This window comes from Vreelandella mediterranea (genome assembly GCF_970647075.1).
Genome location: NZ_OZ310198.1, coordinates 696,937 through 722,484, shown reverse-complemented (window position 1 = coordinate 722,484; position 25,548 = coordinate 696,937). Strand labels below are relative to the sequence as shown.

Sequence of the window (25,548 nt, the reverse complement as noted above, 5' to 3'; positions counted from 1 at the left end):
GGGAACAGCCATCATGAACGATACGACCTCGTCGGCGCAGGCCGATAGCGAACCACCACAGTTCGCGCGCCAACACCCCAAATTCTTCTCGCCCTGGCAGATGATCACCAACGTCATCGTCTGCGTATTAGGGGCGATCATCGGCCTCGAGTTGATCACCCGGGTCGGTATTACGCCCAACACCTCGATCATCGGGGCGTTGATCGCCATTTTGCTTTCGTATATTCCGCTGCGCCTTTTTCGCAGCTACCGCTCCCTCGAGCGCCAAACGCTGGTGCAAACCACGATTTCCGGGGCGACCTTCTCGGCGGCCAACGGTTTGCTCTTGCCCCTGGCGATCCCGTTTTTGATGGGCGAATCGCAAATGCTGGTGCCCATGCTCTTTGGCGCAGCGCTGGCCGTGATTACCGATGCCTCGATTCTTTACTTCTCTTTTGACAGCAAGATATTCACCGCCCGGGCGGCCTGGCCGCCGGGGCTGGCGACGGCAGAAGCGTTGAAAGCAGCGGCCAACAAGGGGCGTAACGCCCTTCTGCTGCTGGTGGGCATGGCCGGCGGTTTGACCGGCAAGGCGTTTGGCATTCCCGCGGAAATGTTCGGTATCGCCTGGATCGCCAACGTCTTCGCCATGTGCGCGCTGGGCCTTGGGCTCATCCTGCGCGGCTATTCGGAGCAGTTTTTCGGCTTCGATATCAGCACCGCGTATATCCCCCACGGCATCATGATCGGCGCCGGGTTGGTGGCGCTGGTTCAAATCCTTCTGTTGATGCGTCGAGACCGCCGGGAAAAGTCGAACGAGGGCGAGTCGACCCAGCGGCCCACGCGGTCAGCGCTTCAAATGCGCACCGCCATGCTGAACGGATTTGGCGTTTACTTGATTATCGCGCTGACACTGGCGCTCGGTACGGGCATCTATACCGACATGCCGCTGGGTATGCTGTTCGGCTGGATGGTGTTTGCAGCACTTGCCGCCATGGCCTCGGAGCTGATCGTCGGCATCGCCGCGATGCACTCCGGGTGGTTCCCCTCCTTCGCGACGGCGCTCATTTTTCTGGTCATCGGCATGTTGATCGGTTTTCCAAGCGAAGCGCTGGGCATACTGGTCGCCTTTACCGTGGCCACCGGCCCGGCGTTTGCGGATATGGCCTACGACCTGAAAGCCGGCTGGGTGATTCGTGGCGAAGGCACCGACCGGGAATACGAACTGGACGGCCGCCGTCAGCAGTACTTTGCGGAGCTTTTTAGCTTTGGCGTGGCCATCGTCATCGTGGCCCTGGTCTTCAACGCGTATTTCGCCGCCGACCTGGTGCCGCCGGTCGCCCGTGTTTATGTCGCCACCATCGATGCCGGCGCAAGCCTGGAAGTCGCCAAGCAGCTACTGATTTGGGGCGTGGTGGGTGCCATCATTCAGGCCGTGGGCGGTATGTCCCGCCAAATCGGGGTGCTGCTGGCCACGGGGCTGCTCATCACATCGCCGGTGGCGGGCATCGTGATCTATATTGCGCTGGTCATCCGCTGGCTGGTGGTCAAACGCTTTGGCACCGACGGCGGCCATAAGCTCTATATTCTGGGGGCGGGTTTCATTACCGGCTCGGCGCTTTACAGTTTCTTCTCCTCGACCCTTAAACTGGGTTCCCGGTAATCTGACGTTACGGGCGACGCGATTGCGCCGCCCGCACTGTTTAGGAGTCACACCATGTCGCGTTTACTTTTGTTGAGCAGCTCCCGCGCCGGTAGCACCGGCTATCTCGACCATGCAAAGCCCCTCATCGGTGATTTTTTGGGCGACAACCCCACCCCGGTCAAGCGGGTGTTGTTCGTGCCCTTCGCCGGTGTGGGCAAAACCTTCGATGACTATCTCGCGCAAGTACGCCCGGCCTTCGAGGCGTTGGGCCTCGAGGTCGAGGGCATTCACCAGCACTCGGATGCTCAGCAAGCGGTGCGCAACGCCGAAGCTATCGCCGTGGGCGGGGGTAACACGTTCGCGCTGGTCAAACGCCTTTATGAGGCGGATCTGCTCCCGGTCATTCAGGAACGCGTGGCCCAGGGGCTCCCCTACATGGGCTGGAGCGCGGGCTCGAATATCGCCGGGCCGACGCTTTGTACCACCAACGACATGCCGATCGTCGAGCCGCCCAGCTTCAAGACGCTGAACCTGGTGCCGTTTCAGCTCAACCCGCACTTTCTTGCCGGTAAACCCGCCGGGCATAACGGCGAAAGCCGCGAAGAGCGTTTGAGCGAGTACCTGGCGCTCAACCCCCAGGCGTTGGTGGTCGGCCTGCGTGAAGGCACGGCGCTTCGCCGGGAGGGCGAGTCGCTCCAACTGCTCGGCGAGCTCGATGGCGTCACGTTCTCGGCAAGCGGCCAGCAGGAACTCACCGCCAATAGCCAGCTGGACCATTTGCTAACGACCAATTAATGCTAGGCTAAGCGCTTTCTCGACCCGAAGCCTTCCATGACCTCACCTTCTTCCAAAGCGCTTTCCGTGAGCGCCCTCAACAAGCAGGCCCGCCAGGCGCTGGAGCGCGACATGGGTGAGGTCTGGGTCGAGGGCGAGCTCTCCAACGTCTCCAAACCCGCCTCGGGCCACATCTACTTCACCTTGAAGGACGACCGGGCCCAGGTGCGCTGCGCGCTGTTTCGCCAGCGCGCGCGCTTCGTGGCAGCCCCCATGCGCGACGGCGACCAGGTCAAGCTGCGCGGCAAGGTCTCGCTGTTCGAGCCCCGGGGCGACTACCAGCTGATTGCCGAGGCCGTGCAGGCGGCAGGCCTTGGCGAGCTACTGGCGGCCTTCGAGCGGCTGAAAGCGCAGCTGGATGGCGAGGGGGTATTCGCCAACGCCCGGGAACTCCCCTACCCGCCCCGCAAGCTGTTGATTCTAAGCTCCGCCTCCGGTGCGGCGATTCGCGATGTATTGGCGGTCCTCAAAGCGCGCTGGCCGCTGACGGACGTAACGCTGATCCCGGTGCCGGTTCAGGGGGTCGAGGCCGCGCCGGCGATGGTCTCGGCGCTGGCACTTTTGAACCGCCAAACGCGGCTGGACCCGAACCAGGACGCAATCCTGATCACCCGGGGCGGCGGCAGCCTGGAAGACCTGTGGGCGTTCAACAACGAACACCTGGCCCGGGCGATTTTCAACTCCCGCCTGCCGGTGATGTCCGCGGTGGGTCACGAGGTGGACACCACCCTTGCCGACTTCGCCGCCGACATACGCGCCCCCACGCCCTCGGCCGCGGCGGAGCGGCTGGTGCCGGACGGCCAAGCGCTTGCCCGAACGCTTGGCCAGAGCGAGGCGCGCCTGCGCCGGGCCATGCAGCAAAAGCTTCAACGCGAAAGCCAGCGGCTGGACACCCTGCGCGCCCGGCTCAAACACCCCGGCGAGCAGCTCGCCCAAAAGCGCCAGCAGGTCGAGCAGCTAGGCCAGCGCCTTCAACGCGCCATGCAACTGACCCTGACGCAACAGCAAGGCCGCGTCACTCAACTTGGCAAGCGCCTGGCAAGCCAGGACATGGCGCGGCTTCACCAGGCAGAGCAAACGCGCATCGACCAGCTCGAGCGGCGCCTAAAAGGCGCCATGCAGCGCACCCTTGAAGCGCGCCGGGCCAGGCTTACCAGCGCCGCGCGGGAACTGAACGCGGTAAGCCCCCTGGCCGTACTGGGCCGGGGCTACGCGATTGCTCAGGATGACCAGGGCCAGGTGATACACCGCGCCCAGGACACCGCACCGGGCCAGAAGCTTTCGTTGCGCCTGGGTGAGGGGCGTTTGAGCGTCGAGGTAAAACGCCGCCATAAAAAATAGCGCCCGGCGTGGGCCGGGCGCTATGGCGATACTCAAAGCATCGCTTTAAGTGGGGTGTTTCAGATCAACGTTTGGGCGGCTCCAGGGTGTCGTCGCCCTGGGTATTGCCGGAAGGCGTATCCGAGTCGGCCAGGCCATGCTCGTTTTTGCGGCGGTCCTTCTCGTGGGGCGTGGGCTCTTTGCCCGGGTTACCCGCCGGGCCAGAGGCCGCGTTGTGCCCGGGCATGGCTTCGTCGGTGTAGCGCATCGATTCGCCTTCGGTATCGCTTGGCGTACGCTTGGGGTCGTGTTCCTGATGGTCCTTATCGGTGTCGTTTTTCATCTTCTCGGTCCTCTCGTGAAGCGTGTGCTGCATCTTGTCCGCTTGCTCGTGGCCCCTATCCGCCGCCTCGCTCATGAAGCGGTCACGATACTCGCCCATGTACTCATCCTCTTTACGTGTAGAGGGTAGAATACCGCCCAGCGCCGCGCCAATGGCAAACCCCAACGCACCGGCTACCAGCGGGTGCTGCTGAATGAAATCAGACGTTTGGCGGCCGGCGTCCTGCGCCCACTGCGTGGCGTCCTGAACGCCGTGTTGGGATGATTCGTAAAAATGCGAAGTGCTGTCGCGCATGCTGCCTCCCATATCGTGTGCCCGGTCGCTCAAGTGGTGCGCTGCGTCGCTGGCGCCGTGGCCAAAATGACGCGCTCTTTCGGCCATGCGTTCTTTCATGCTCGGCCCTTCGTTGTGGCGGGAAGCAGCCGGGTCATCGCCATACGCCTCGTCAAACGCCGGCGGGTGGGAGAACGCGCTGGGCGCCGGGCGCCCAAAAGGCCGGGGCGGTGAGCCCGCCTCCAACCCGGCCGCATGGCCACCGCCAAAAGCGTCGCTTTCCTGCTCGCGCGGGTCACGGCCTAGACCTTGGCCGGCCGAAAAGCCCGTCGTCTGGCCTTCGCGGTAACCGGTGTTATCGAAGCGCCCGGTCGGGCCGCTATGCGGGTAGGCTTCGGAGTTGGCGAAGTGCGCTGCCCCGCTTTGGCGCTGCGTATTGGCGCTGAGCTGGGCGGTCACCAGCCAACCAAGCCCGGCCCCGGTGACCAGAAACGGCACCGGGTTTTCCTTGATGGTCGTGCTCAGGTTGGTGAAAAACTCGTTCGCGCCGCCGTGGCGCAGGTAGTCGTAGGAGGCGTTGAGCAGGCGCTGGGGCGAAAAACGCTCTTCGATTTCGCTAAGCGTGGAGTCGAGACGCTCACGGGAGCGGTGAATATCCTTTTCGATCTCCTCGGGGCTTCGTTGGTCCGGATGCTCGCTCATTTCAACTCCTCCTTGACGTTGTGCTGATGCTCCTTCGCAAGCGCCTTGTCCTGCTTAAAGCTTTGCATGGTGCGATGGGGCATCAGGCTGCGCGCCTTGATCTTGTTGAGCCCTACGCTGAGCATGATCATGCCCACCACGGCCACGACAACGCCCACGATGGCCGCGGAAAGCCAGGGCGTCATGTCCGGGGGAAGGATTTCATTGAGCAGGAAGACCGCCGCTGCCAACAGCACCAGAAAGCCGGCAAAAATGACCGCACCGGCAATGGCGATGGCGGCCAGGCCGGTCATGGCCTGGTGGGTTTTTTCCGATACCTCGGCCTTGGCAAGCTCGGCTTCGTTGCGAACCAAATCGGTGACTTCGCGGGTCAACGTCGTTAAGAGCGAGCCAACGGACGCTCCCTGCGTCGTACTATTATGCTGCGTTTCCATATAAGCCTCGTGCGTACTGGCAAGTCGATGAACGTTAAACCCCGTAATCCTTAGCGGGATGAACGGTTTGGGCCGTTATCACCGGCTAAAGGGTCATCGCCGGGCCTTGGCGTGGTAATCGGCCGGGAAGGCTCGCCGTAGCCGTAAGCGCTGGGCTCTGAGGGCTCGCGCTGGTGGGGCGCGCCGCCATTACCCGGTCGCATACTGTCGCTTTCGAACGACGAAGAATGGCCAGACGCCGGGTGTTGCGAGGCGTAGCGCGACCCCGAGGCATTCATGTCCGTGCGCCGCTCGCTATAGGCACCTTGCTGATGGTCGCTCGAGCTTCTCAAAAAGCGCGCGACCAAAAAGCCCACCGCGATGGCCCCGCCGATGAAAACCGCCGGTTCGCGGCGGCTATAGTCCTGAGCATCGTGGCAGATACGCCGCAGGTCCTTATCGCGCAGCTGGTGGGAGAAGCCGTCGGCCAGGTCGGCCACTTTACGCGCCTGCTGGGAAAAGAACGGCTGCTGCTGGCTATCGAACTCGTCCGCCGTTTTTTTCATCACGCCGGTAAACTTGCTGGCGTGTTCGGCAAACGTTTGGCGCTGACTGTCATAGAAGTGTTCGGCCTGGTGCTGGGCGGCGCCGCCGATATCATGAGCCGCTTCCCGGCCCTGCTCTTTGAGACGTTCCGTATCCAGGTGGTCATGCGCGCCAGACGTTTGGTGGGCGCTGCCGCCACTCGGGCCGGAGTGGGAGTACTTTCCTTGATCGCTCATTAATTGCATCCTCCATGCGTTGCAGCTGGTGGTACTAAACAAAATGAACTTCAAGCGCTAATTAAAGCGCCTTCCTTTTTAAAACAAAGACTAATTATTAGTGGGGATTAATAGTACGCCACTATTGAAATATAGCGAGACAACGAAAACTGTCAATTTATAAATACGACGCTCAAAAAGCGCTATAAAAACCAAAAGCATCAAATAAAAATATAAATTTTCGATTCAACTTCAAATATTTATACAACACAAAACCTCAAAAAAACGAAACTCGCAAAAGATGGTTAAATATAACTAACTTATTTAAAAAAGAACCTCATTGAAAAATAAACAGTTTATTTAAAGGGCCATTAAACCGGAATGATTAATTTAACAAAGGTTATTAATTAAAAGTGTGAGTGATACGTCGTAGGTTTGGCCCTTTTACGACTTTCAACTAGGGTGAACATAGGCGCCCAGAATGAACATCGGCATCTAGTATGAACATATGCCGCGGCCGAGGAAGCGGCCGCCGGTCGGCCTTTGAGCCAAGCGCCCGCCCTACGCCGTTAGCCAAGGAGTGAGACACCATGAGCGATCAACTGCAACCCCCGCAACATCAGAACAAGCAGCCAGGCGACGAGCACGCCATGCGCCCGGAGCCCGAGTACATTCGGGAGAGCTACCGGGGCTCCAATAAGCTGCTCGATAAAGTAGCGATCATTACCGGCGGCGATAGCGGCATCGGCCGCGCCGTGGCCGTGCATTATGCTCGGGAAGGCGCCGACAGCGTGATCGTTCATCTCAAAGAAGACGAAGACGCCGAAGAGACCAACCGGCTGGTACAAGCGGAAGGCAGGCGGTGCCTGGTACTCAAGGGTGATGTCGGTGAACCCGGTTTTTGTCGCGAGATCGTACAAAGCACTCTCGATGAATACGGCCAGATCAACATCCTGATCAACAACGCCGCCGAACAGTACGACTGGGATGACATCACCGACATTCCCGATGACCAGTTGCAGCGTACCTTCCAGACCAATATCTTCAGCCACTTCTACATGGTCAAGGCGGCCTTGGCCCACCTAAACGAAGGCGACACCATCATCGCGACCTCGTCGATCAACGCCTTCAAGGGCAACGACACACTGATCGACTACACCGCGACCAAGGGCGCGATTCAGGGGCTGGTACGTTCGCTTGCCATGTCGCTGATGGATCGCGGTATTCGTGTCAACGCCGTGGCCCCAGGGCCTGTGTGGACCCCGTTGATTCCCGCCAGCATGGATGACGATAAAGTCGCCGGTTTCGGCGCCCAGGTGCCCATGAAACGCGCGGGTCAGCCCAGCGAAATGGGCCCCGCCTACGTCTATCTGGCAAGCCAGGACTCTTCCTACATGAGCGGACAAACGCTGCACTTGAACGGCGGGGTCGTACTGAATACGTAAGAGGGCTTTCGAAACCCGGTACGCCAAAAGGCCTAATGCCGATCAGTTAAGGCTTTTGCCTACCCACAACGAGCGGTAAATCTATTGTAGCAGCGCGTTGCGCTGCGTCGCTGGCTAAAGCCTGCCCTTACGAGGGAGGGGGCACGAATCCATTGTAGGAGCCCAATTCCATTGGGCGATGGCGGCGATAGCCGCCCTTCGGTGGCGACGGCACTTTTGGTTGCCATCATCACCAACCCCGGCAGCGCGTTGCGCTGCATCGCTGGCTGAAGCCTGCTCCTACAAGGGATGGATGCAAGATTTCGTTGTTGTGGAGCCCGCTTCAGCGGTGGTCCGACCATTCGGCGAATAGCGCCGTCAGGCGCCCTGGCCAGGCCACCCGTCGCGAGCTAAAGCTCCATCCCACAGGTGCTAGCCAAGCTTAACTGATCGGCATTACGCCAAAAGGCCGGCTTTAAAGCCGGCCTTTTAAATGCTCGCGTCAGGTTTGAATCATGGTATCCGCTTCATCGTCGCTGACGCCCAGCATTTGCAAAATATAGCGCTGGGTGGCGATCAGCACCTGCTTGCGCTCCGCTTCGCCGGGCAGGCTTTTGGCAATGGCGACCGCGCCCACCAAAGCGGCCAGAATGACGCGGGATTTATCCGCAATCGCCTGACGGTCATCCGCTAGCGGCAGTTTATTGAGCCGGCCCAGCGCGCGCAGGCGCATCTCCAGCATCTTTTTCATACTCAGATACGAGGCTTCGAACAGGGTGCGAATTTCAGCTTGTTCGCTGCCGATTTCATTGAACAGCACCGCTTCCGGGCCCGGCTTTTGCCGGGTTTCGAGCTCTTGAAGATTGCAGTAGTTAGCGACCAGCTCGGTCAGGTGCTGAAGCGAAAGCGGCCCTTTCACCAAGCGGGCGGCGCGGCTCTCGTTCAAGGTCAAGCGAACGGACTCGTGGTACAAGGCTTCTTTCGAGGCAAAATGGGCATAAAAAGCGCCATGCGTCATTTTAGCGAGCTTCATGATCTGGCCAATCGATACCTTATGAAACCCGTTGCGGCTAAAAAGCTCGGTGGCCGAGGCTAAAATACGCTCTTTCGTTTTCGACTTACGACTCTTGGGGTAAGGCATAGTGACCTCGGACTGGGCACGCTTAATATTATCTTGATCATATAATGCGGATTGCTAGGGTGGCGGCATTAATCACTCAGGAACCGCTATGCAATCACCAATTGTTATTACCGGCATGGGTATGGTCAGCCCTCTGGGCAGTAGCGTCAATACGAGCTGGCAACGCTTGCTGGAGGGCCAGTCCGGTATTGGCGCCATCGAACGCTTTGATACCGGCGAGCTCCCGGTCAAGATATCGGGCGCCGTCAAGACGCTGGACCAAGACCCGGAGCACGGCCTGGACCTGGACGCGATTGCCAACCCCAAGGAGCGGCGCAAGCTCGATTTGTTCAGCCTCTATGCGTTGGCCGCCGCCCAGGAAGCCTTGGACCAGGCGAGTTGGCACCCGACCGAGGCGTTTCATAAACGCCGGACCGCCACCATCGTGGGCTCGGGGATTGGCGGCTTTCCGACGATCACCCAAGCGCAGCAAACCCTGAGCACGCGGGGTCATCGCAAGCTTTCCCCCTTTACCGTACCGGCCTTTTTGGCCAACCTGGCCGCCGGCAATATTTCCATTCGCTACGGCTTTCAAGGGCCGCTGGGGTGCCCGGTCACTGCCTGCGCGGCCGGCCTGCAGGCCATTGGCGATGGCATGCGCTTGATTCGCAGCGGCGAGGCGGATGTCGCGTTGGTGGGCGGCGCCGAGGCGTGTATCGACCCCTTGTCACTGGCAAGCTTTAACGCGTTGAAAGCGCTCTCCACCGAGTCCACGGCGCCGCAGCGCGCCTCGCGGCCGTTCGACCGGGCGCGTTCGGGCTTCGTCATGGGGGAAGGGGCCGGGCTTTTAGTGATCGAAACGCTGGATCACGCTCTTGCTCGGGGCGCCACGCCGCTTGCCGTCGTGAGCGGCTATGGTACCAGCGCGGATGCGCATCATATGACGGCGGGCCCGGAAGATGGTGCCGGCGCCGCCTTGGCGATTAATAGCGCGCTCGACATGGCGGGCTTGAGCGGGGCCGATATCGACCACGTCAACGCTCACGCTACCTCGACGCCGGTCGGCGATCGTGCGGAAATTGCATCACTTCGGGCGGCCTTCGGCGAGCGGCTGCCCTCTATTCCCATTTCAGCCACCAAGGCATCGACGGGGCATCTGCTGGGCGCCGCCGGAGGCATCGAAAGTATCTTTTCGGCCCTGACGGCCATTCATCAAACGCTCCCGCCTACGCTCAACATGGAGCAGTGCGATGACGACATGCAGGATTTAACCTTCGTCACCGCTGCCCGAGGCCACGCTACCCGGCACGTCTTGTGCAACGGATTTGGTTTCGGGGGTGTGAACGCTGCGTTGATCATCAGCCCGGTCCACTAACCCTCTAATCGAGGCCTGGGAAGCAGCGTAAAAAACGCTATCAGGCCGGTTGCGCAACCGGCGCATCGACCAGCACGCCCTCGAACAAAATGGCTTCGAACTGCTCCATCGGCGCCGTCGACTTGAGCGTTTTGGAGCGCAGAATGGCGCCTTCCCAGCCAGAGAGAATGAAACTGGCCAGGGCTTCGGCCGGCGCCTGAGACGCGATTTGGCCTTTGGTCTGGGCGGCTTCGATACACACCGCAAAACGCTGCTCCCAGCGCTTGAACACGTTGTTGAGCGCGTCGCGGAAGGTGTCGCTTTGGCCGGAGAGCTCCTGGCCCAGGTTACCGATCAAACAGCCGGTTTTATGGTTGCAGTCGCTCATGTAGGCGCGCCCCTGGGCAAAATAGAGGCGCAGCCGCTCACAAGGGTCGAGGGAGTCGTTTTCCAGCAGGGCAGCAAGGTCTTCGTCGTACTCTTCGCCAAAGCGCTCGATCACTGCCAGGCCGAAATCTTCCTTGCTCGAGAAGTAGTGATAAAACGACCCCTTGGGCACCCCGCAGGTGCTCAGAACGGCGTTAATCCCGGTGGCCGTATAGCCGTGCTGAGAGATCAGCTCGGCGCCGGTATTAATCAGTTTGTCGCGGGTTGCGGTGTTTTTCATAGCGTTGTTTGAGCCTGTCGTTCGGATACCGCTACCGATCTTGAAGCCGGTATATTTATTAAAAATGGCATGCCGTGGGGCTGGGCGCCAGCTTGCACGTTCTTTGCATATTACTTGCCCAGTCCCTGCTTAACTAGCGTAGATGCTAGCATATCAAGCTTCTCTTCAAGCATTTTAGTCTTTATTACGGATGACGCGCGGCAATGACTCTTTTTGATTCGACGGCTGCCAGCCAGTCTGGCCGGGTGCGCCTTGGCGCTGTTTTGGCTCTGTTCGTGTTGGTCGGTGGCTTGGCCCTGGCCTGGTGGATTATGACCCAACCCCCGCGTATCGAGCGACGCGCGCCACCCCCGGCGCCCGTGCCCGTGGTCGATACCACCATCGTCGACGAGCAAACCCAGGCCCCGGAGCTCACCGGGTTCGGCCGGGTAGAGGCGGAAAAATCGACCCAGCTTGCCAGCCGCGTAGCCGGCCAGCTCGATCGTTTCGCCCCCGGCGTGGTGCCAGGCCAGGTGGTGGAAGCGGGGGCTCCGCTTGTGTATATCGACCGCGCGGATTTGGAGCTAACCCTTGAAGACGCCGACGCTCAGGTCGCCACCGCCCAGGCCGGCCTGGCGCTAGAGGAGGCCGAGCAGGAGCGCGCCCGCGCCGATTACGCCCGTTTCGGGCGCGAACTAAGTGCCGAGCGCCGCGCGCTGGTACTGCGCGAGCCCCAACTGCGCCAGGCCGAAGCGGCGCTCAGCCAGGCCCGGGTGGTGCGTAACCAGGCGGCGCTGAACCTGGAGCGCGCCACGCTAAGCGCCCCCTGGCGCGCCATGGTGACCGAGCGCACGGTAGGCGCCGGTACACTTTTAAGCCAGGGCACCGAAGTGCTGAGCCTGGTGGGCGTGGAGGAGTTTTGGGTGCGCGCCTCGCTCCCCGGCGAGACCCTGACCTGGCTCTCCCCCGGCGACCGGGTCACCCTGACCAGCCAGAGCTGGCCGCCAGGAGAAAGCCGCGAAGGCCGGCTCACCTCGATTCTGCCGGGTTTGGAAGAGAACGGCCTACAGGCGCAGCTTTTGGTCTCAATCGATGACCCCTTGGCCCTGGACACCTCCGGCCCCGCCCTGCGCCTGAACGACGTCATGCGCCTGCGCTATCACACCACCGCCCGCCAGCCGCTGATTGCCCTGCCCTCGGCGGCGCTTCGCCCGGGGGATGTGGTGTGGTGGCTCGATGACGAGGACCGCCTGCAAAACACCACGGTGACACTCGCCTACCGCGGCGAAGAGCAAGCGCTTATCAGCGCCGGGCTCTCCCCCGGTCAGCGCGTGGTGACCGGCGGGCTGGCACAGCCCCGGGTCGGCCAGCAGGTTCGCCCGCGCGCGCCGGCGAACACCCCCGCCCAGCAGTCAGAGGAAGGCTCATGATGCGCAAAGGCCCGCTCGCGTGGATGGTCGATCACGGCGTCGCCCCCAACCTGATGATGGTGCTGTTCATCGTCGGGGGGTTGATGGCCTCGCTTGCGATCAAAAAAGAGGTGTTCCCCGACTTCGAGAGCGAAACCGTGCAGGTCACCATCAGCTACCCAGGGGCGACGCCCGAGGATATCGAGCAGAGCTTGCTGTTGCCCGTGGAGGCGGCGGTGTCCAACGTGGAGGGCATCGACGAGCTGACCGCCACCGCCAGCGAAGGTAGCGGCGTGGTGCGCGCCACGTTGATCGACGGCGTGGACACCATGCGCGTTTACCAGGAAATCCAGCAGGGCGTCAACGCGATCACCACCTTCCCGGGCGCCGCGGACCCGCCCCGTTTCACCCTGGCCGGCTACTCGCGCAGCGTGGTGAGTCTGCAGGTCTACGGCTCGGCCAGCCTGGCCGCCCTGCACGACGCCGCCGAGAACGTACGCGCCGAGCTTCAAGCCTCGAGCGGTATCTCCCGGGCGGAGCTTTCCGGTAACCGGGAGCGCGAAATTCAGGTACTGCTGGATGAAGAGGCGATCGAGCGGTTTGGCCTCGACCACCAGCAGCTCGCCGCGCGCATCAATGAGGAGGCGCTGGATTTGGCCAGCGGCCAGCTCACCACCGCCGAGGGCGAGTGGCTGATTCGCTACCAGGGCCGGCGCAACAGCGCCGCCGAGTTCGCGAACCTGCCGGTTCTGACCACCGCCCAGGGCGCGCCGGTGCTGCTGGGCCAAATCGCCGAGGTTCGTGAAGGTTTCGCCGAGGCCGACCGTGAGGAGTTCTATAACGGCCAGCGCGGGCTCTCGGTGGATGTCTACCAGGTCGGCGATCAAACGCCCACCAGTATCTCCAACGCGGTGAATAGCGAGCTCGAGCAGCTGCGCGCCAACCTGCCCGCTGATATTCACCTGGATGTCGCCCGGGATAGCTCCGAGGTGTACGAAGACCGCTTAGGGCTTTTGCTCAAAAACGCCTGGATGGGTCTGGCGCTGGTGATGGTGCTGATGGCGCTGTTTTTGGAAGCACGGCTCGCCTTTTGGGTCACGCTTGGCATTCCCACGGCCTTTTTGGGCGCCATGCTGTTTCTGCCCTGGGTGGGCGTGTCGCTGAACATGATGTCGATGTTTGCGTTCATCATTGCGCTGGGCATCGTGGTCGATGACGCCATCATGGTGGGCGAGAACATTTACAGCTACCGCGAAGAGGGCTATTCGCTGCGCGACGCCGCGGTCAAGGGCGCCGGCGAAATCGCCGTACCGCTCACCTTCGCGATTCTTTCCAACATCGTGGCGTTCATGCCGCTGCTGTTTCTGCCCGGCTTTTTGGGAATGATCTTCGCCACCGTGCCGGTGGTGGTCGTGACGGTCTTTTTGATCTCCTGGGTCGAGGCGCTGTTCATTTTGCCGGCACACCTGGCCCACAGCCATAAGCCCCGCCAAACCCCGGCCTGGCAGCGCCCGCTGGAGGGCCTTCGCCATCGCCTGCAGGGCGGGCTGCATCGCTTTACCTACCAGGGTTTCGAGCCGTTTTTGCAGCGCGCGCTCAACCAGCGCCTGCTAAGCGTGGCGCTGGGCGTGGCGCTGTTGCTGGTGGTGCTGGCCTGGGCCATGAGCGGGCGCCTCGGGTTCTCGCTGATGCCGCGGGTGGAATCCGACCAGGTACGGGCGACGGTCACGCTGCCCATCGGCAGCAACATAAGCGTGAGCCGCGAACTGGGCCAGCAGTTGATCGACGCCGCCGAAACCCTGAGCGAGCGCGAGCCGACCCTCGCTTTCGAGAGCACTCGTAGCCGCCTCGATGGCGAGTCCCTGGAAGTCACCCTGGATATCGCCCGGGAAAGCCTGGACGCCTGGCCGCCGTCGCGCATCGCCACCGACTGGCGGGAGCTAACCGGCGATTTGGTCGGCGCGCAGTCGGTGCGCTTCGCCTCGGACGTGGGCGGCCCGGGCAGCGGCGCCGCACTTAGCCTGCGCCTTTCCCACCCCAACACCCAGGTATTGGAAGCCGCCGCCACGCGCCTGGCCGAGCAGCTCGGCGAATACGGGCTCACCGACATCGACAGCGGCCTGGGCGACGGCAAACCCCAGCTCGAAATGCGCCTTTCCGCCGAAGGCCGGGCGCTGGGGCTCACCGGTAGCGACCTGGCCCAGGCCCTACGCGGCCCGCTTCAAGGCGCCACCGCCGTCGAGCAGTTCATCGGCCGTCAGGAAGTCAGTGTCGAGGTGCGCCTGCCCGAGCAGGACCGGGCGAGCTTGAACGAGCTCTACCGGCTGCCCGTGCGCACCTCCGAAGGCATGAGCATCCCGCTTTCGCGGGCGGCGGATATCACCTTGAGCCAGGCCTCCAGCAGCCTTCAACGTATCGACGGCCGGCGCATCATTACCGTCACCGCCGACTCCGACGACGGCCAGGTGATCAACCAGGTGCTGGCCACCCTCGAGGAGGAGGTTTTCCCCACGTTGACCAACACCTGGCCGGGGCTGGAAGTGGCCCTGGGCGGGCGCCAGCAGGATACCGCCGACAACCTCGCCACGCTGCGCACCGCGATGTGGATGATGCTGGCCGCCCTTTACGCCTTGCTGGCGATCCCGTTTAGAAGCTACCTGCAGCCGCTTTTAGTACTGGCCGCCATCCCGTTTGGTTTGGTGGGGGCGGTGGCCGGCCATATGGTGATGGGCTTTGGCCTTTCGATCATCAGCTTGCTGGGGATGCTGGCGCTCTCCGGGGTGGTCATCAACGACGCCCTGGTGCTGATCGACTACGCCAACCGCAAGCGCCGGGAAGGCATGGCCGCTCGGGAAGCGATCGTGGCCGCCGCTACCCGGCGCCTGCGCCCGATCATGATGACCACGCTGACCACCTTTTTGGGGCTGGCGCCGATGATTCTGGAAACCTCGCGCCAGGCGCGCTTCATGATCCCCATGGCGATCTCGCTGGGCTTTGGCATGATCTTCGCCACCGTCATCCTGCTGATTCTGGTGCCCTGCCTGTACCTTGGCCTCGAGAACCTGCGCGAGCGGCTAAGCGCCCCGGTCGCCCCCCAACCTGAAGGAGCCTCCTCATGAGCCGGCTCGGTGCGCTTTCTCGCTGGCGGCCTTCCACGCTTGGGCTGCGCCTTTTCGCGGTCATCCTGAGTGTGAACGTGGCGATTGCCGCGAGTATTTTTCTGGCCGTCTCTTACAGTATCGACCGGGGCTTTATCGAGTACCTGAACCAGGCCCAGCAGCGCCGCGCGGCGCTACTGGCCGACGGCCTGGTCAGCCGCTGGAACGCCCAGGGCAGCTGGGCGTGGCTCGAACGCGACCCGCAGCGCTGGCCCCGGGTCGTGCGCTTCGAGCTTGGCCAGGAGAACAACGAGCGCCCATCGCCTTTGGGCGAGGCGCAGGATTTCGCGCTGCGCGACGCCCAGGGCGACGACGTGGTTCGCCCCCTCCCCAGCGGCGCCGAAAGCGACTGGCGCTGGCTCACGCTTTACAGCGAAAGCGCCTCGGGGCCCGGCACCCAGGCGATTGGCAGCCTGGGCTTTCGCTCGCCCCAGCAGATGATGGAGCGTATGGAGAGCCGCTTTCTGGAGCGCCAAAAGCGTAACCTGTTCATCATCGTGATCTCGCTGGTCGTGGCCTCGTTGCTGCTGGCGGGCGGACTCTCCTGGTGGCTGGGTGGGCGCACCCGGGCGCTGGCCGGCGCCACGCGTCGTCTTACCGAAGGCAACTACGAGATGCGCCTGCGCGCCCGGGGCCGCGACGAACTCTCGCGGCTGGCCCAGGATTTCAACGTGCTGGCCGAAACCCTGGAAGCTAGCCGCAACGCCCGGGCGCGCTGGGTCTCGGACACCGCTCATGAGCTGCGTACGCCGCTTGCCGTGCTGCGCGGCGAGATCGAAGCGATGCAGGACGGCGTGCGAGCGCTCAATCAGGAGAACCTGGGCTCGCTTGCCCAGGAGGTCAGCCAGTTGGAGCGGCTGGTGGCGGATTTGCGTTTGCTTTCGCAAAGCGATGCCGGGGCGCTGGACATCCGGCTCGCCCCCATGGACTTGAGCGAGTGTTTGGAACGGCGCCTTTTGGACGCCGACCGCTGGCTAAGCGACAGCGGCCTGACGCTGACCTCCCGTATCGACCCGAACCTTACGGTACTGGGCGATACCCAGCGCCTGCGCCAGCTTTGGAGTAACCTGCTGGACAACAGCTGCGCCTACACCGCGCCCCCCGGAGAACTGCACGTGCGCCTTTATAAAGATGGCCAACACGCCGTTTTGATATGGGAAGATAGCGCCCCGGGCGTCCCCGAAAGCGAGCTTGCCCGGCTGACCGAGCGGCTCTACCGGGTGGAGGGCTCGCGCAGCCGGGCAAGCGGCGGCAGCGGCCTGGGGCTTTCGATTGCCAAGGCGTTGGCCGGCGCCCACAACGCCACGCTCACCGCCGACGCCGCGCCCTTGGGTGGGCTTCAATGGACACTGCGCTTTCCACTTTTGTCTTCACGCTAGACGAGCTTTCCTATGTCACCGACTGATTCACATCATGCCGACGCACGGCCGCCCGCCAACCCGACGCTTCTCATCGTCGAGGACGAGCCAAAAATTGCCCGGCTGATGGCCGACTACCTGGCAAGTCACCATTTCGCGCCTACACTGATCGAGCACGGCGACGAGGTACTCCCTTGGCTCGAGGCCAACACCCCGGCGCTGGTGCTGCTGGATTTGATGCTGCCGGGCAAGGACGGCATGACGCTTTGCCGCGAGATCCGCCAGCAGTGGCCGGCGCTGCCGATCATCATGGTGACGGCCAAGGTCGAAGAGGTGGACCGCCTGGTCGGGCTCGAAATGGGCGCGGACGACTACATCTGCAAACCCTTCAGCCCGCGGGAAGTGGTGGCGCGCGTCAAGGCGGTGCTGCGGCGCAGCACCGCCGCCGCCGAGCCCGCCCCGCAAGCGGCGCCGCCGTCACCGGTCACTTTGGACGACGATGGCTGGGTGGCGCTGGCCAAGGGCCAGGATTTAGGGCTCACCGCGGTGGAATTTCAGCTTCTTCGCGTCATGATGCACGCCCCCGGGCGCATCTTCAGCCGCGAACAGCTGATGGATCATATGTATCGCGACAACCGCATCGTGTCCGAGCGCACCGTGGACAGCCACATCAAGAAGCTGCGCAGGAAAATCACCGAAGCCCTGCCCGAGCAAGAGATCATCCGCTCGGTGTACGGGGTGGGCTACAAGTATCAGCCCGAAGGTTAGGCTCTGTCTGAAAAGTGCCTGCGCTCGACAATACGGCGTTAAAAATTGGCTCAAAATACTCATTTACACATGTAAACTCCGTTTTTTCGCCAATTTTTGCCTTGTCTTGTCTTCGCTCGTCGACTTTTCAGAGAGACCCTAGGCGTTTATCAAGGACATCGGCAGAGGCTTTGATGAAAGCGCTCATTGTAGAAGACAACGACAACCTGGCGCGCTCGATCGCCACGACGCTGACCGAGGCGGGCTTCAAGATCAGCCTGGCAAGCGATGGCGCCCAGGCCCAGCACATGCTGGCCCAGGGCGGCTTCGACCTACTGCTGCTGGACCTGGGCCTGCCCGAGCTCGACGGTATCACCCTATTGAGGCGCCTGCGTCACCAGCACGACAGAGTGCCCGTGCTGATCATCTCCGCTCGGGATACGCTCGACCAGCGTATTTCGGGCCTTGAAGAGGGCGCCGACGACTACCTGTGCAAGCCCTTTTCGCTGGATGAAGTGACCGCCCGGGCCCGGGCGCTGGTGCGCCGTGCCAAGCATTTCGGCGGCGAGTCGCTCACCTGCGGCCCGCTTGAGTTTCTGCCCGACGCTTGGGAGCTTCGCGTCAATGGCGCGCCCATCACCCTGCACCGTCGCGAACTCGAGGTGGTCGAATACCTGATGATCAACCAGAACCGCCTGGTGAGTAAGGACCAGATCATCGACCGGCTCTCGAGCCTGGACGAACCGGTCAGCGCCGCCGCCGTGGAAACCTATATCTCGCGTATTCGTAAAAAGATTGGCCAGGAGTTCGGCCTGAAAACGGTGCGCGGGCTGGGCTACTACCTGGCACCCCCGTCTTGATCTTGAGCGTCACCGGATGTTGAACGTCGCAGCCCGACTGAAAAAGCGCATGCCCACCTCGATTCGCGGGCGCCTGCTGCTCTGGATCGGCCTGCCCTTCATTGGCCTGGCACTGGTGATGCTGGCCTCGAGCCACGTGCTGCTTACCCGCCAGATCAACGAGACCTTCGATGCCATGCTGCTCAACGCGGCCAACCGTCTGGAGCGGCGCATTTACACCGTGGACGGTGAGCTTCAGATCAACATGCATTACTTCAGCGTGAGCACTCTGGGTAGTCGCGGCGAAGGCAAAATCTTCTACCGCATTCGCAACATCGACGGGGGTATCATTGCCGGCTTCCCGGGCCTTGGCGACCCACCCGGGCCGCTCGACGAGCCGCTTTTTTACGATGTCACCTACGCCGGCAACGAGCTGCGCGCCGTGGCGCTCACCTTCCCTTTCAACCGCAGCCGCACCCATACCGACATCGAGGTGATCGTCGCCGAGTCGAAAGAGGCGCGCTACACCCTGGCCAACGACTTCATGCTGACCTTGAGCAGCCTGATGGCCGTAACGGGGATTTTGGCCATGACGCTGGCGCTTTTCGCCATCTACCGGGGGCTTGCGCCGCTCAACGCGGTCAGCCAAGCGTTGCGCCATCGCTCGCCCAACGACCTGCACCCTATCGAGGACGACGCCCCCAAAGAGATTCACCCGCTGATCCATAGCCTCAATCAATTGATGCAGCGTATCCGCCGCAGCATCGAGAGCACCCAGCAGCTCAATGCCGACGTCTCCCATCAACTGCGAACGCCGATTTCCGAGCTGCGCGCGCTCACCGAGATTTCGCTCAAAACCACCCAGGAGCCCGACACCCGCGCCAACCTGATCGAAATGCAGCGCATCGCCGAGCACGCAAGCCACACCGTGCAGCAGCTTCTCAAATACGCCAAGACCCGCCACGAGCTTTTCGACGCGACCCACCTGGAAGAAGTCGACCTGGTCGCTATCTGCCGGCAGGCCTGCGCCCAAACGGCCACCAGCATCTACCAAAAGGGCCAAGAGCTCTCTTTCGAGCAGACCGGTACGCCGCTCGAGGTGCTGGGCGACCCGATCATGCTGCTTTGGATGGTCACCAACCTGATCGAGAACGCCAGCGTTCACGCCGGTGGCGGCCGGCCCTACCGGGGCAGTATCGACATCGTGCTCGAAGAAAAGCCGGGCAGCGCCGTACTCACCGTCAGCGACCACGGCACCGGTGTCGACCCGACAAGCCTTGGCCAACTGACCGAGCGGTTCTACCGCCATGACCGGCAAACCCCGGGTAGCGGGTTGGGGCTTGCGATCGTCGAGCAGGTGGCGACCGCCCACTCGGCCACGCTGACGCTTGGCAACCGAGCCGACGGCGAGCAAGCGCCGAACACCCAGGCAGGGCGTGGGTTGGTCGTGCGGGTCGCGTTTCCGGCTATTCCGGCTGGTTGACCGCGCTTGCCAAGCGCACCATTGCTGGCGTCATGAAGATCAGGATCAGTAGCCGTAGCACGTGGTGGGAAACCACGTAGACCGGGTCGATGCCCATGACCGTGGCGATGACCGCCATCTCCCCCACCCCGCCGGGAATCAGCGCGAGCAGCACCGCCAGGAAGGAAAGCGCGGTGATGGATGCCACCAACCAGGCCATGGCCGCCGCCGCGCCCAAAGCGAACAGTGCGTAGGCGATGCCGAAGCGCCCGACCTTGAGCACCTGAGAAAACGGCGTGTTGGAAAAGCGCGACCCCACTGAGGAGCCGAGTATCAAGAAAGCGCCGAACACCAGCCAGACCGGCACCGAGTAGTCGAGACCGGCGTTGGCCAGCACCGCCCCGGCGGCCATGGGCCCCAGAAATTCCGGTATCGGCACGTTGAGCTTTCGTGCCAGCCACCAAAAAAGCGGCGCCAGCATCAGTGCGGCGGCGTCCATCAGATTCGGGGCGTGGGAATCGCTTGAAAGCGTTGCCTCGCCCACCAAAAGGCTTGCCATTAGCGCCGCCCCGGAGACGACGGTGACCAGGCGCAGCGAGTGGGAAATGGCGATCCAGCGCAAATCGCCCTTGGCGTCCTCGGCCAGCACCAGCGCCGAATTCATGCTGCCCGGGTAGGCGCAGAACATCGCGCTTACCCGCCCCACCCCGGCGCGCGTGAAGATCCAGTAGCCGCCGGCCAGCATCATCGCCATATACACAAGCATGGCCAGAACGCTTGGGTACCAGTGAATCAGCCCGGCCAACTCATAGGCCTGAATACGGCTGCCGATAAAAAGCCCCAGCAGCCCGATGGCGACCAGGTGAACGCGCTTGTCGACGCCGGTTTTCACCCCGGCAAGCGAGACCCCCATCACCAGAAACAGCGCGCCCAGCATCCAGGCCAGCGGCAGTGAAAAAAGGGTGGCGACCACACCACCCACACCGCCCAGGCCCAGGGTTTTAAGCGTTCGCCAGACCATCCGCTACGCCTTTTGCGCGCGCCGCGTTTGAAAGCGCTGCATCAAGGGTTTGCCGATCAGTGAAATCAGCAGCAGCGCCAGAATGCCCAGCGCCACCGGGCGGGTGAACAGATAGCTAAAATCGCCGCCGCTGATCTGGTACGAATGCAGAAGCGACTTCTCGGCAAGCGAGCCCAACAAGAGCCCGATAACCGCGGCGGGCACCGAGTAGCCGTAGTGGCGGAAAATCCAGCCGATCACCGCGAACACCAGCACCGTGGCCGGGCCGGTCATGTTGCCGGTCAGCCCGAACGAGCCCATCACCGCCAGCACCAGCACCGAAGGAATAAGATAGCGCATCGGCACCTTGATGATGTTGGCCAACAGCGGAATGAACAAAAGCCCCACGATAACCAGCAAAAACACCTGGGCGAAGTTGGCAAAAATGATGGCGTAGACCACATCGGTTTGCTGGCGAATGAACTGCGGGCCGCCGGTGATGTTGTGCATGGCAAACGCCGCCAGCATGACCGCCGTGGCGCCACCGCCGGGAATACCCAGCGCCAAGAGCGTCGCCATCGAACCGGCTTCCGAGGTGCTGTTGGCGGATTCCGAGGCCACCACGCCCTTGGGGTTGCCCTTGCCAAACGACTCCGGGTCCTTGTCACGGCGCTTGGTCTCGACATAAGAGAGCAGATTCGACACCGACGAGCCCACGCCTGGCACCGCGCCGACGAACACGCCGATCAAGCCGCCGCGAATCATCACCCAGGGGTGGCTCAACGCCATCCGGCAGCCACCGAGAATCTGGCCGATGCTGACCTTGCGCGACGCCTCGGACTCGACGATGAAGTTTTTATTGGCCAGCTTGAAAAGCTCCGAGGCAGCGAACATGCCCATCATGGCGGGGATGACCGGGATACCGTCGAGCAGGTAGGTTTGCCCCATGGTGCCGCGCGCTAGGCCCACTTCGCTAAAACCGATCGTACCCGCCAGAAGGCCCACGAAGCCGGCCATCAAGCCCTTGAGTACCTGCTCGCCCTTGAGGCTTGCAATCAACGTCATGCCCCACAAAATGACGACGAACATCTCGGCGGGGCCGAGCTTCAACACCATCACCGATAACGGCTGGATCATGATGAACAGGATCACGTAGCCCATCAGCACGCCGATGACCGAGGAGGCGAGTGCTACGCCGAGCGCTTCGTTGTGCTGGCCGTTGCGCGCCATGGGGTAGCCATCGAAAGCGGTGGCGATCGCCGACGACGTACCGGGAATGTTCATCAAAATGGCCGGAATACCCGAGCCGAACGAGCCGCCGGTGAAGATGGCGGTCAAAAACAGCATGGCTTGGATGAAGTCCATGTACATGGTCATGGGCAAGAAGATCGCCATGGCCATGGAGATTTGAAGCCCGGGCGTAGCGCCGAAAATCAGCCCCAAAATGATGCCGGGGATGACCACCAGCCAGGGGCTGAAACTGGAAAAAAGCAGCGCCAGGCTCTGCTCTACTGCGGCAAAATCGATCATGGCGGCTCCTTAGCTGGGCAGCAGCAGTAGGGTCATGGGATAGGGCAACATCTGCGAGAAGAAAAACGCACAGCCCAGCCCGAAAACGGCGCTAAAGCCCGTGACCAGCCAGACATTGCGCTCGCCTTTGAGCACCAGAAAAAGCGCGATGAACGCCACGGTGGCGATATCGAATCCCAACGTTTCCAGCGAGATCACGTAGGCGGCGAAGAGCCCGACCACCGGCAACGTCTGGTGTAGCGGCTCCTCTTCCTCGTTGGGGCGGAAAAGCGTGCCGTGCTTGATGCGAAGCCCAAGCTCCAGGGCAATGACCGCCAGCACGACCAGCGAAAGCGGCAAGATCAGCAGCAGGTTCTGGGCACTGGCCGAGACGCTATAGGCATCCCACAGATACCAGAGGGTAAAGCACGCCAAGGCCATGAGGACCAAAAAGTCCCCATAGTCACGTTTGTTTGCGGACATGGTGATTCTCCAGGCCGGCCCCGGCGGGCCGGCCTTCAAGCGGATCAGTTAAGCAGGTGGGCGTACTGCTCGAAGACCTCGTAGTTTTCGCGCATCAGCTCGTTGGCGCGCTCCGGGCCGACCCAAACGCCGCCCATGTCGTTACGCTCGAGGTGATCCTGCACCTCTTTGCGGGCCAGCGCGCTCTGGATGGCGGATGAGAGCGTCTCGAAGCGCTCCGGATGCTCGCGCTCCATTTCACTGGTGACCGCGAAGCCGCGCATCGAGCCCTGGAGCACCGGTACTTCGATGTCCATCGGGGCGAGGGCTTCGTTGATCGGCGCCACGTCCCACTGCTCGATACGCTCATCGCTGACGATGGCAAGCGGCGTCAGGAACTCGCGAATGCCTTCGCTGCCTTGGGCACTGATCGAGACGAAATCGACCTGACCACCAGCGACCGCCGAACGCGCTTCACCGCCGCTGTTGTAGGTCACCAGATTCAGGTTGTCCTGGTCGATACCGGCCTGGTCGAGCAGCAAGCGCACCATCAGGTGGCCGGCGGAGCCCTGTACCACGGCGCCGCGTACCTGGGTGTCCTCGTCGCGAATGGCTTCGAGCAGCTCGGGCAGGTCGTCATAGCCGCTGTCTTCGTTGGCGGCGATCAGATCCAAGTCGAACCACTGGAAATTGATGTAGTTGAAGTCATCCACGCTGAAGTTGGCGCCGCCGGTCAAAATCGAGTTGGTCAGGTACGGGGCGAAGGTCGAGGCGTACACGGTGTAGCCATCGTCGGGCATGTTCAGCACGTAGTTGGAGGCGACCTGCGTGCCGGCGCCCGGGCGGTTGCTGACCTGAACCGGCACGCCGATTTCCTCCGAAATATAGCCGGACATGGCGCGGGCCAGGCGGTCGGCGCTGCCGCCGGTGCCAAAGCCTACGATCATGTTGATCGGGCGCTCGGGGTAGTTGTCCGCCGCGGCGGGCAGCGCCATGGCAAGGGAGGCAGCGGTGGCGGTAGCGCCGACCAGCAGCGATTTCACGGTCATACCAAGCGAAGCGACACTGTTTTTAGGCATAGCGTTCTCACTTTTTATAAATTTATAGATTTTGGGCAGGTCTGCGCCTGCAGTGCCCCTACGCTATGCCACGAAGCTTTCACCAACCTTGCACGCCCTCAAAAGCCAACTAAAGTCTAATCGCCCTGGCCCGCCTCAGAATTCACCCCTCTATCGAGAAAGGCGATGGCCGCTTTGATGGCGCCGCCGCGCAGCAGAAAGCTTCCGATATGCCCGCGGCCGTGCTGCACATAAAGTTCGGAGCGCGTGCCCTGATCCGCGAGCGCCTGGTAGAAATCCTCGGCGTGGTCCACTGGTACCAAGCGGTCCCGGTTACCGTGGAAGATGAAAAACGGCGGGGCTTGCGAGGTGATTTGGCGCGCGGGCGAGGCCAGTTGGTACGCCTCGGGCTCTTCATCCCGGGTGCCACCGATCAGGTTGATCACCAGTTCGCCGTCGTCGAATTTCAAAAGATCGCTTGGAAGGCCCCCTACCGCCGCCGCGCGCAGCCGGGTATGCGCGCCCCCAAAAGGCTCGGCCAACGGGCCGTGCTCGCTTGCCAGCGCCAGCAAACTCACCAGGTGCGCTCCGGAGGAGTAGCCCACGCCCACGATGCGGTCGGTATCGATGCGAAAGCGCTCGGCGTTTTGATGAATCCAGGCCATTGCCTGCTGCAAATCATGAAGCTGAGCGGGGAAGCGATACTCGGGGGCGAAGCGGTAGGCGACATTGACCGTTACATAGCCTTGGCCTGCCAGTTGTTTGGCGATTTTATCCATATCCTTCGGGTTTCGCCCACGCCAGCCGCCACCATGGACGATCAGCGCCGCCGGGCGCAGGCCTTCCCCCGGGGTATCCGGCAGGCGCACCCTGGCCGTGAGCGCCTCGGGCCACTCGGGCGGTGTGTAGCGCTGGGGGGCCAGCGCCGTGGAGCGCACGTCGGGCTTTTCCTGGGCCAGGGCCTGGGCGGGTTCGCCGTTCGAGGCGAGATGGGTGGCGCCGCAACCGCCGAGCAACAGTGCCAGACTGCCCGCGCCCAGAGTTTGGCGGATCCCGCGAAATGCCTGCATCGATAACTCCTTTTATCTTTCGCGCATTCATATCTTCGCATCGAGAAGCGAAGGTCACGTTGTTTGCACACTTCGTGCAACGACTTTACACCGAGGCGTTTGATACTGCAGGGGTCAAGACATTCAACTGCATCGACAAAAGAGGTACGCCATGACGCTATCCATTCGTAAAATCGCCGCTCCTGCCCTGCTCGCCGCCGCTTTGATTCCGGTGGCATTGACCGCTCAGGCCGGGCCGCACGATAGCAAGGACCGCGAGCAGATGCGCGAACACATGCAGGAGCAGCGCGATGAAGTATATCAGCGCGCCGAGATCAACGAAGAGAAACAGACAGAGCTCAATGAAGCCAACGCCGAGTTTTACGAGGCGATGAAGACGCTTCGCGACGAGCACAAGGAGCGCGTCAGTGAGATTCTCACCAGCGACGAAGAAGAGGCCCTGAAAGAAGCCATGCGCGAAATGCACGAAGAAAGCCGCGGCGAGCGCCACCACGGCGAAGACGATAGTGAAAGCGACGAGCCTATCACCACGCAGTAAGTCTCTCTGCGCGACCGTCTCGTTCTACCCTTCTTAGCATACCCTCTTGCCATGCCCGGCCCAGCCGGGCATGGCGCCGTTGTAGGCTTGGCTTTTTTCTCATACCCCACTTCGTATGCGCCTA

Annotated in this window: 22 protein-coding genes; 12 read left to right on the top strand and 10 right to left on the bottom strand. The window is 62.2% G+C overall.

Going from position 1 to position 25,548, the window contains the following annotated elements; all coding sequences use genetic code 11:
* Window positions 1–13 precede the first annotated feature (13 nt).
* The 3 genes from ACWFVE_RS03420 to xseA are packed head-to-tail and all read left to right on the top strand — an operon-like array spanning window position 14 to window position 3,799.
* Window positions 14–1,642 (top strand): OPT/YSL family transporter, encoded by a 1,629-nt coding sequence (locus ACWFVE_RS03420; RefSeq protein WP_447527887.1) that lies wholly within the window; start codon window positions 14–16, stop codon window positions 1,640–1,642.
* Window positions 1,643–1,696: 54 nt separating this feature from the next.
* Entirely contained in the window at window positions 1,697–2,419 is a 723-nt protein-coding gene (pepE, locus tag ACWFVE_RS03415) for a dipeptidase PepE (RefSeq protein ID WP_447527886.1), read from the top strand.
* A 36-nt stretch (window positions 2,420–2,455) separates the two neighbouring features.
* A complete protein-coding gene (gene xseA / locus ACWFVE_RS03410; protein ID WP_447527885.1) occupies window positions 2,456–3,799 on the top strand; it encodes an exodeoxyribonuclease VII large subunit in 1,344 nt (447 codons plus the stop codon).
* A 64-nt stretch (window positions 3,800–3,863) separates the two neighbouring features.
* On the opposite strand, the gene ACWFVE_RS03405 is transcribed toward xseA, so the two are convergent.
* From ACWFVE_RS03405 to ACWFVE_RS03395, 3 genes are read right to left on the bottom strand one after another with little or no spacing between them, the layout of a single operon-like run.
* Window positions 3,864–5,096 (bottom strand): DUF3618 domain-containing protein, encoded by a 1,233-nt coding sequence (locus ACWFVE_RS03405; RefSeq protein WP_447527884.1) that lies wholly within the window; start codon window positions 5,094–5,096, stop codon window positions 3,864–3,866.
* On the bottom strand, window positions 5,093–5,530 hold the full coding sequence (locus ACWFVE_RS03400) for a phage holin family protein (RefSeq protein WP_447527883.1): 438 nt from the start codon (window positions 5,528–5,530) through the stop codon (window positions 5,093–5,095). Before ACWFVE_RS03400 ends, ACWFVE_RS03405 begins: the two co-directional genes overlap by 4 nt.
* Window positions 5,531–5,580: 50 nt before the next feature.
* On the bottom strand, window positions 5,581–6,291 hold the full coding sequence (locus ACWFVE_RS03395) for a hypothetical protein (protein WP_447527882.1): 711 nt from the start codon (window positions 6,289–6,291) through the stop codon (window positions 5,581–5,583).
* A gap of 569 nt (window positions 6,292–6,860) precedes the next feature.
* On the opposite strand from ACWFVE_RS03395, the gene ACWFVE_RS03390 reads away from it, so the two are divergent.
* Window positions 6,861–7,715 carry an SDR family oxidoreductase gene (locus ACWFVE_RS03390; RefSeq protein WP_447527881.1) on the top strand — a complete coding sequence of 285 codons (855 nt, stop codon included), beginning with the start codon at window positions 6,861–6,863 and terminating at the stop codon, window positions 7,713–7,715.
* Between the two features lie 481 nt (window positions 7,716–8,196).
* On the opposite strand, the gene ACWFVE_RS03385 is transcribed toward ACWFVE_RS03390, so the two are convergent.
* The gene (locus ACWFVE_RS03385) at window positions 8,197–8,835 is read right to left on the bottom strand and encodes a TetR/AcrR family transcriptional regulator (RefSeq protein ID WP_447527880.1); all 639 of its coding nucleotides are present in this window, start codon (window positions 8,833–8,835) and stop codon (window positions 8,197–8,199) included.
* An 88-nt stretch (window positions 8,836–8,923) separates the two neighbouring features.
* On the opposite strand from ACWFVE_RS03385, the gene fabF reads away from it, so the two are divergent.
* Entirely contained in the window at window positions 8,924–10,189 is a 1,266-nt protein-coding gene (fabF, locus tag ACWFVE_RS03380) for a beta-ketoacyl-ACP synthase II (RefSeq protein ID WP_447527879.1), read from the top strand.
* 40 nt (window positions 10,190–10,229) lie between these two features.
* On the opposite strand, the gene ACWFVE_RS03375 is transcribed toward fabF, so the two are convergent.
* On the bottom strand, window positions 10,230–10,835 hold the full coding sequence (locus tag ACWFVE_RS03375; RefSeq protein WP_447527878.1) for a TetR family transcriptional regulator C-terminal domain-containing protein: 606 nt from the start codon (window positions 10,833–10,835) through the stop codon (window positions 10,230–10,232).
* 203 nt (window positions 10,836–11,038) lie between these two features.
* On the opposite strand from ACWFVE_RS03375, the gene ACWFVE_RS03370 reads away from it, so the two are divergent.
* The 6 genes from ACWFVE_RS03370 to ACWFVE_RS03345 all read left to right on the top strand — a co-directional run bounded on the left by ACWFVE_RS03370 (window position 11,039) and on the right by ACWFVE_RS03345 (window position 19,808).
* A complete protein-coding gene (locus tag ACWFVE_RS03370) occupies window positions 11,039–12,244 on the top strand; it encodes an efflux RND transporter periplasmic adaptor subunit (RefSeq protein WP_447527877.1) in 1,206 nt (401 codons plus the stop codon).
* On the top strand, window positions 12,241–15,342 hold the full coding sequence (locus ACWFVE_RS03365; protein ID WP_447527876.1) for an efflux RND transporter permease subunit: 3,102 nt from the start codon (window positions 12,241–12,243) through the stop codon (window positions 15,340–15,342). The genes ACWFVE_RS03370 and ACWFVE_RS03365 overlap by 4 nt, the downstream gene beginning before the upstream one ends.
* On the top strand, window positions 15,339–16,760 hold the full coding sequence (locus tag ACWFVE_RS03360; protein ID WP_447527875.1) for an ATP-binding protein: 1,422 nt from the start codon (window positions 15,339–15,341) through the stop codon (window positions 16,758–16,760). Before ACWFVE_RS03365 ends, ACWFVE_RS03360 begins: the two co-directional genes overlap by 4 nt.
* Window positions 16,761–16,772: 12 nt before the next feature.
* Entirely contained in the window at window positions 16,773–17,507 is a 735-nt protein-coding gene (locus ACWFVE_RS03355) for a response regulator (protein ID WP_447527874.1), read from the top strand.
* 173 nt (window positions 17,508–17,680) lie between these two features.
* The gene (locus ACWFVE_RS03350; RefSeq protein ID WP_447527873.1) at window positions 17,681–18,346 is read left to right on the top strand and encodes a response regulator transcription factor; all 666 of its coding nucleotides are present in this window, start codon (window positions 17,681–17,683) and stop codon (window positions 18,344–18,346) included.
* A 16-nt stretch (window positions 18,347–18,362) separates the two neighbouring features.
* Entirely contained in the window at window positions 18,363–19,808 is a 1,446-nt protein-coding gene (locus ACWFVE_RS03345; protein ID WP_447527872.1) for a sensor histidine kinase N-terminal domain-containing protein, read from the top strand.
* On the opposite strand, the gene ACWFVE_RS03340 is transcribed toward ACWFVE_RS03345, so the two are convergent.
* The 5 genes from ACWFVE_RS03340 to ACWFVE_RS03320 all read right to left on the bottom strand — a co-directional run bounded on the left by ACWFVE_RS03340 (window position 19,792) and on the right by ACWFVE_RS03320 (window position 24,886).
* Complete coding sequence (locus ACWFVE_RS03340; RefSeq protein ID WP_447527871.1) at window positions 19,792–20,808, bottom strand: AbrB family transcriptional regulator; 1,017 nt, start codon at window positions 20,806–20,808, stop codon at window positions 19,792–19,794. The two genes, ACWFVE_RS03345 and ACWFVE_RS03340, sit on opposite strands and share 17 nt — an antisense overlap.
* Window positions 20,809–20,811: 3 nt before the next feature.
* Entirely contained in the window at window positions 20,812–22,317 is a 1,506-nt protein-coding gene (locus ACWFVE_RS03335; RefSeq protein ID WP_447527870.1) for a tripartite tricarboxylate transporter permease, read from the bottom strand.
* A gap of 9 nt (window positions 22,318–22,326) precedes the next feature.
* Window positions 22,327–22,779, bottom strand: a complete 453-nt coding sequence (locus tag ACWFVE_RS03330; protein ID WP_447527869.1) for a tripartite tricarboxylate transporter TctB family protein — start codon at window positions 22,777–22,779, stop codon at window positions 22,327–22,329.
* Between the two features lie 44 nt (window positions 22,780–22,823).
* Window positions 22,824–23,837: a Bug family tripartite tricarboxylate transporter substrate binding protein gene (locus ACWFVE_RS03325; protein ID WP_447527868.1), complete on the bottom strand. Its 1,014-nt coding sequence runs from the start codon at window positions 23,835–23,837 to the stop codon at window positions 22,824–22,826.
* A 116-nt stretch (window positions 23,838–23,953) separates the two neighbouring features.
* Window positions 23,954–24,886: an alpha/beta hydrolase fold domain-containing protein gene (locus ACWFVE_RS03320; protein ID WP_447527867.1), complete on the bottom strand. Its 933-nt coding sequence runs from the start codon at window positions 24,884–24,886 to the stop codon at window positions 23,954–23,956.
* A 151-nt stretch (window positions 24,887–25,037) separates the two neighbouring features.
* On the opposite strand from ACWFVE_RS03320, the gene ACWFVE_RS03315 reads away from it, so the two are divergent.
* On the top strand, window positions 25,038–25,424 hold the full coding sequence (locus ACWFVE_RS03315) for a hypothetical protein (RefSeq protein ID WP_447527866.1): 387 nt from the start codon (window positions 25,038–25,040) through the stop codon (window positions 25,422–25,424).
* The last annotated feature ends 124 nt before the right edge of the window (window positions 25,425–25,548 follow it).

Bases quoted from the DNA above. Each gene is read 5' to 3' on its own strand.
- ACWFVE_RS03420 (WP_447527887.1), top strand. From the start codon at position 14: ATGAACGATACGACCTCGTCGGCGCAGGCCGATAGCGAACCACCACAG.
- pepE (WP_447527886.1), top strand. From the start codon at position 1,697: ATGTCGCGTTTACTTTTGTTGAGCAGCTCCCGCGCCGGTAGCACCGGC.
- xseA (WP_447527885.1), top strand. From the start codon at position 2,456: ATGACCTCACCTTCTTCCAAAGCGCTTTCCGTGAGCGCCCTCAACAAG.
- ACWFVE_RS03405 (WP_447527884.1), bottom strand. From the start codon at position 5,096: ATGAGCGAGCATCCGGACCAACGAAGCCCCGAGGAGATCGAAAAGGAT.
- ACWFVE_RS03400 (WP_447527883.1), bottom strand. From the start codon at position 5,530: ATGGAAACGCAGCATAATAGTACGACGCAGGGAGCGTCCGTTGGCTCG.
- ACWFVE_RS03395 (WP_447527882.1), bottom strand. From the start codon at position 6,291: ATGAGCGATCAAGGAAAGTACTCCCACTCCGGCCCGAGTGGCGGCAGC.
- ACWFVE_RS03390 (WP_447527881.1), top strand. From the start codon at position 6,861: ATGAGCGATCAACTGCAACCCCCGCAACATCAGAACAAGCAGCCAGGC.
- ACWFVE_RS03385 (WP_447527880.1), bottom strand. From the start codon at position 8,835: ATGCCTTACCCCAAGAGTCGTAAGTCGAAAACGAAAGAGCGTATTTTA.
- fabF (WP_447527879.1), top strand. From the start codon at position 8,924: ATGCAATCACCAATTGTTATTACCGGCATGGGTATGGTCAGCCCTCTG.
- ACWFVE_RS03375 (WP_447527878.1), bottom strand. From the start codon at position 10,835: ATGAAAAACACCGCAACCCGCGACAAACTGATTAATACCGGCGCCGAG.
- ACWFVE_RS03370 (WP_447527877.1), top strand. From the start codon at position 11,039: ATGACTCTTTTTGATTCGACGGCTGCCAGCCAGTCTGGCCGGGTGCGC.
- ACWFVE_RS03365 (WP_447527876.1), top strand. From the start codon at position 12,241: ATGATGCGCAAAGGCCCGCTCGCGTGGATGGTCGATCACGGCGTCGCC.
- ACWFVE_RS03360 (WP_447527875.1), top strand. From the start codon at position 15,339: ATGAGCCGGCTCGGTGCGCTTTCTCGCTGGCGGCCTTCCACGCTTGGG.
- ACWFVE_RS03355 (WP_447527874.1), top strand. From the start codon at position 16,773: ATGTCACCGACTGATTCACATCATGCCGACGCACGGCCGCCCGCCAAC.
- ACWFVE_RS03350 (WP_447527873.1), top strand. From the start codon at position 17,681: ATGAAAGCGCTCATTGTAGAAGACAACGACAACCTGGCGCGCTCGATC.
- ACWFVE_RS03345 (WP_447527872.1), top strand. From the start codon at position 18,363: ATGTTGAACGTCGCAGCCCGACTGAAAAAGCGCATGCCCACCTCGATT.
- ACWFVE_RS03340 (WP_447527871.1), bottom strand. From the start codon at position 20,808: ATGGTCTGGCGAACGCTTAAAACCCTGGGCCTGGGCGGTGTGGGTGGT.
- ACWFVE_RS03335 (WP_447527870.1), bottom strand. From the start codon at position 22,317: ATGATCGATTTTGCCGCAGTAGAGCAGAGCCTGGCGCTGCTTTTTTCC.
- ACWFVE_RS03330 (WP_447527869.1), bottom strand. From the start codon at position 22,779: ATGTCCGCAAACAAACGTGACTATGGGGACTTTTTGGTCCTCATGGCC.
- ACWFVE_RS03325 (WP_447527868.1), bottom strand. From the start codon at position 23,837: ATGCCTAAAAACAGTGTCGCTTCGCTTGGTATGACCGTGAAATCGCTG.
- ACWFVE_RS03320 (WP_447527867.1), bottom strand. From the start codon at position 24,886: ATGCAGGCATTTCGCGGGATCCGCCAAACTCTGGGCGCGGGCAGTCTG.
- ACWFVE_RS03315 (WP_447527866.1), top strand. From the start codon at position 25,038: ATGACGCTATCCATTCGTAAAATCGCCGCTCCTGCCCTGCTCGCCGCC.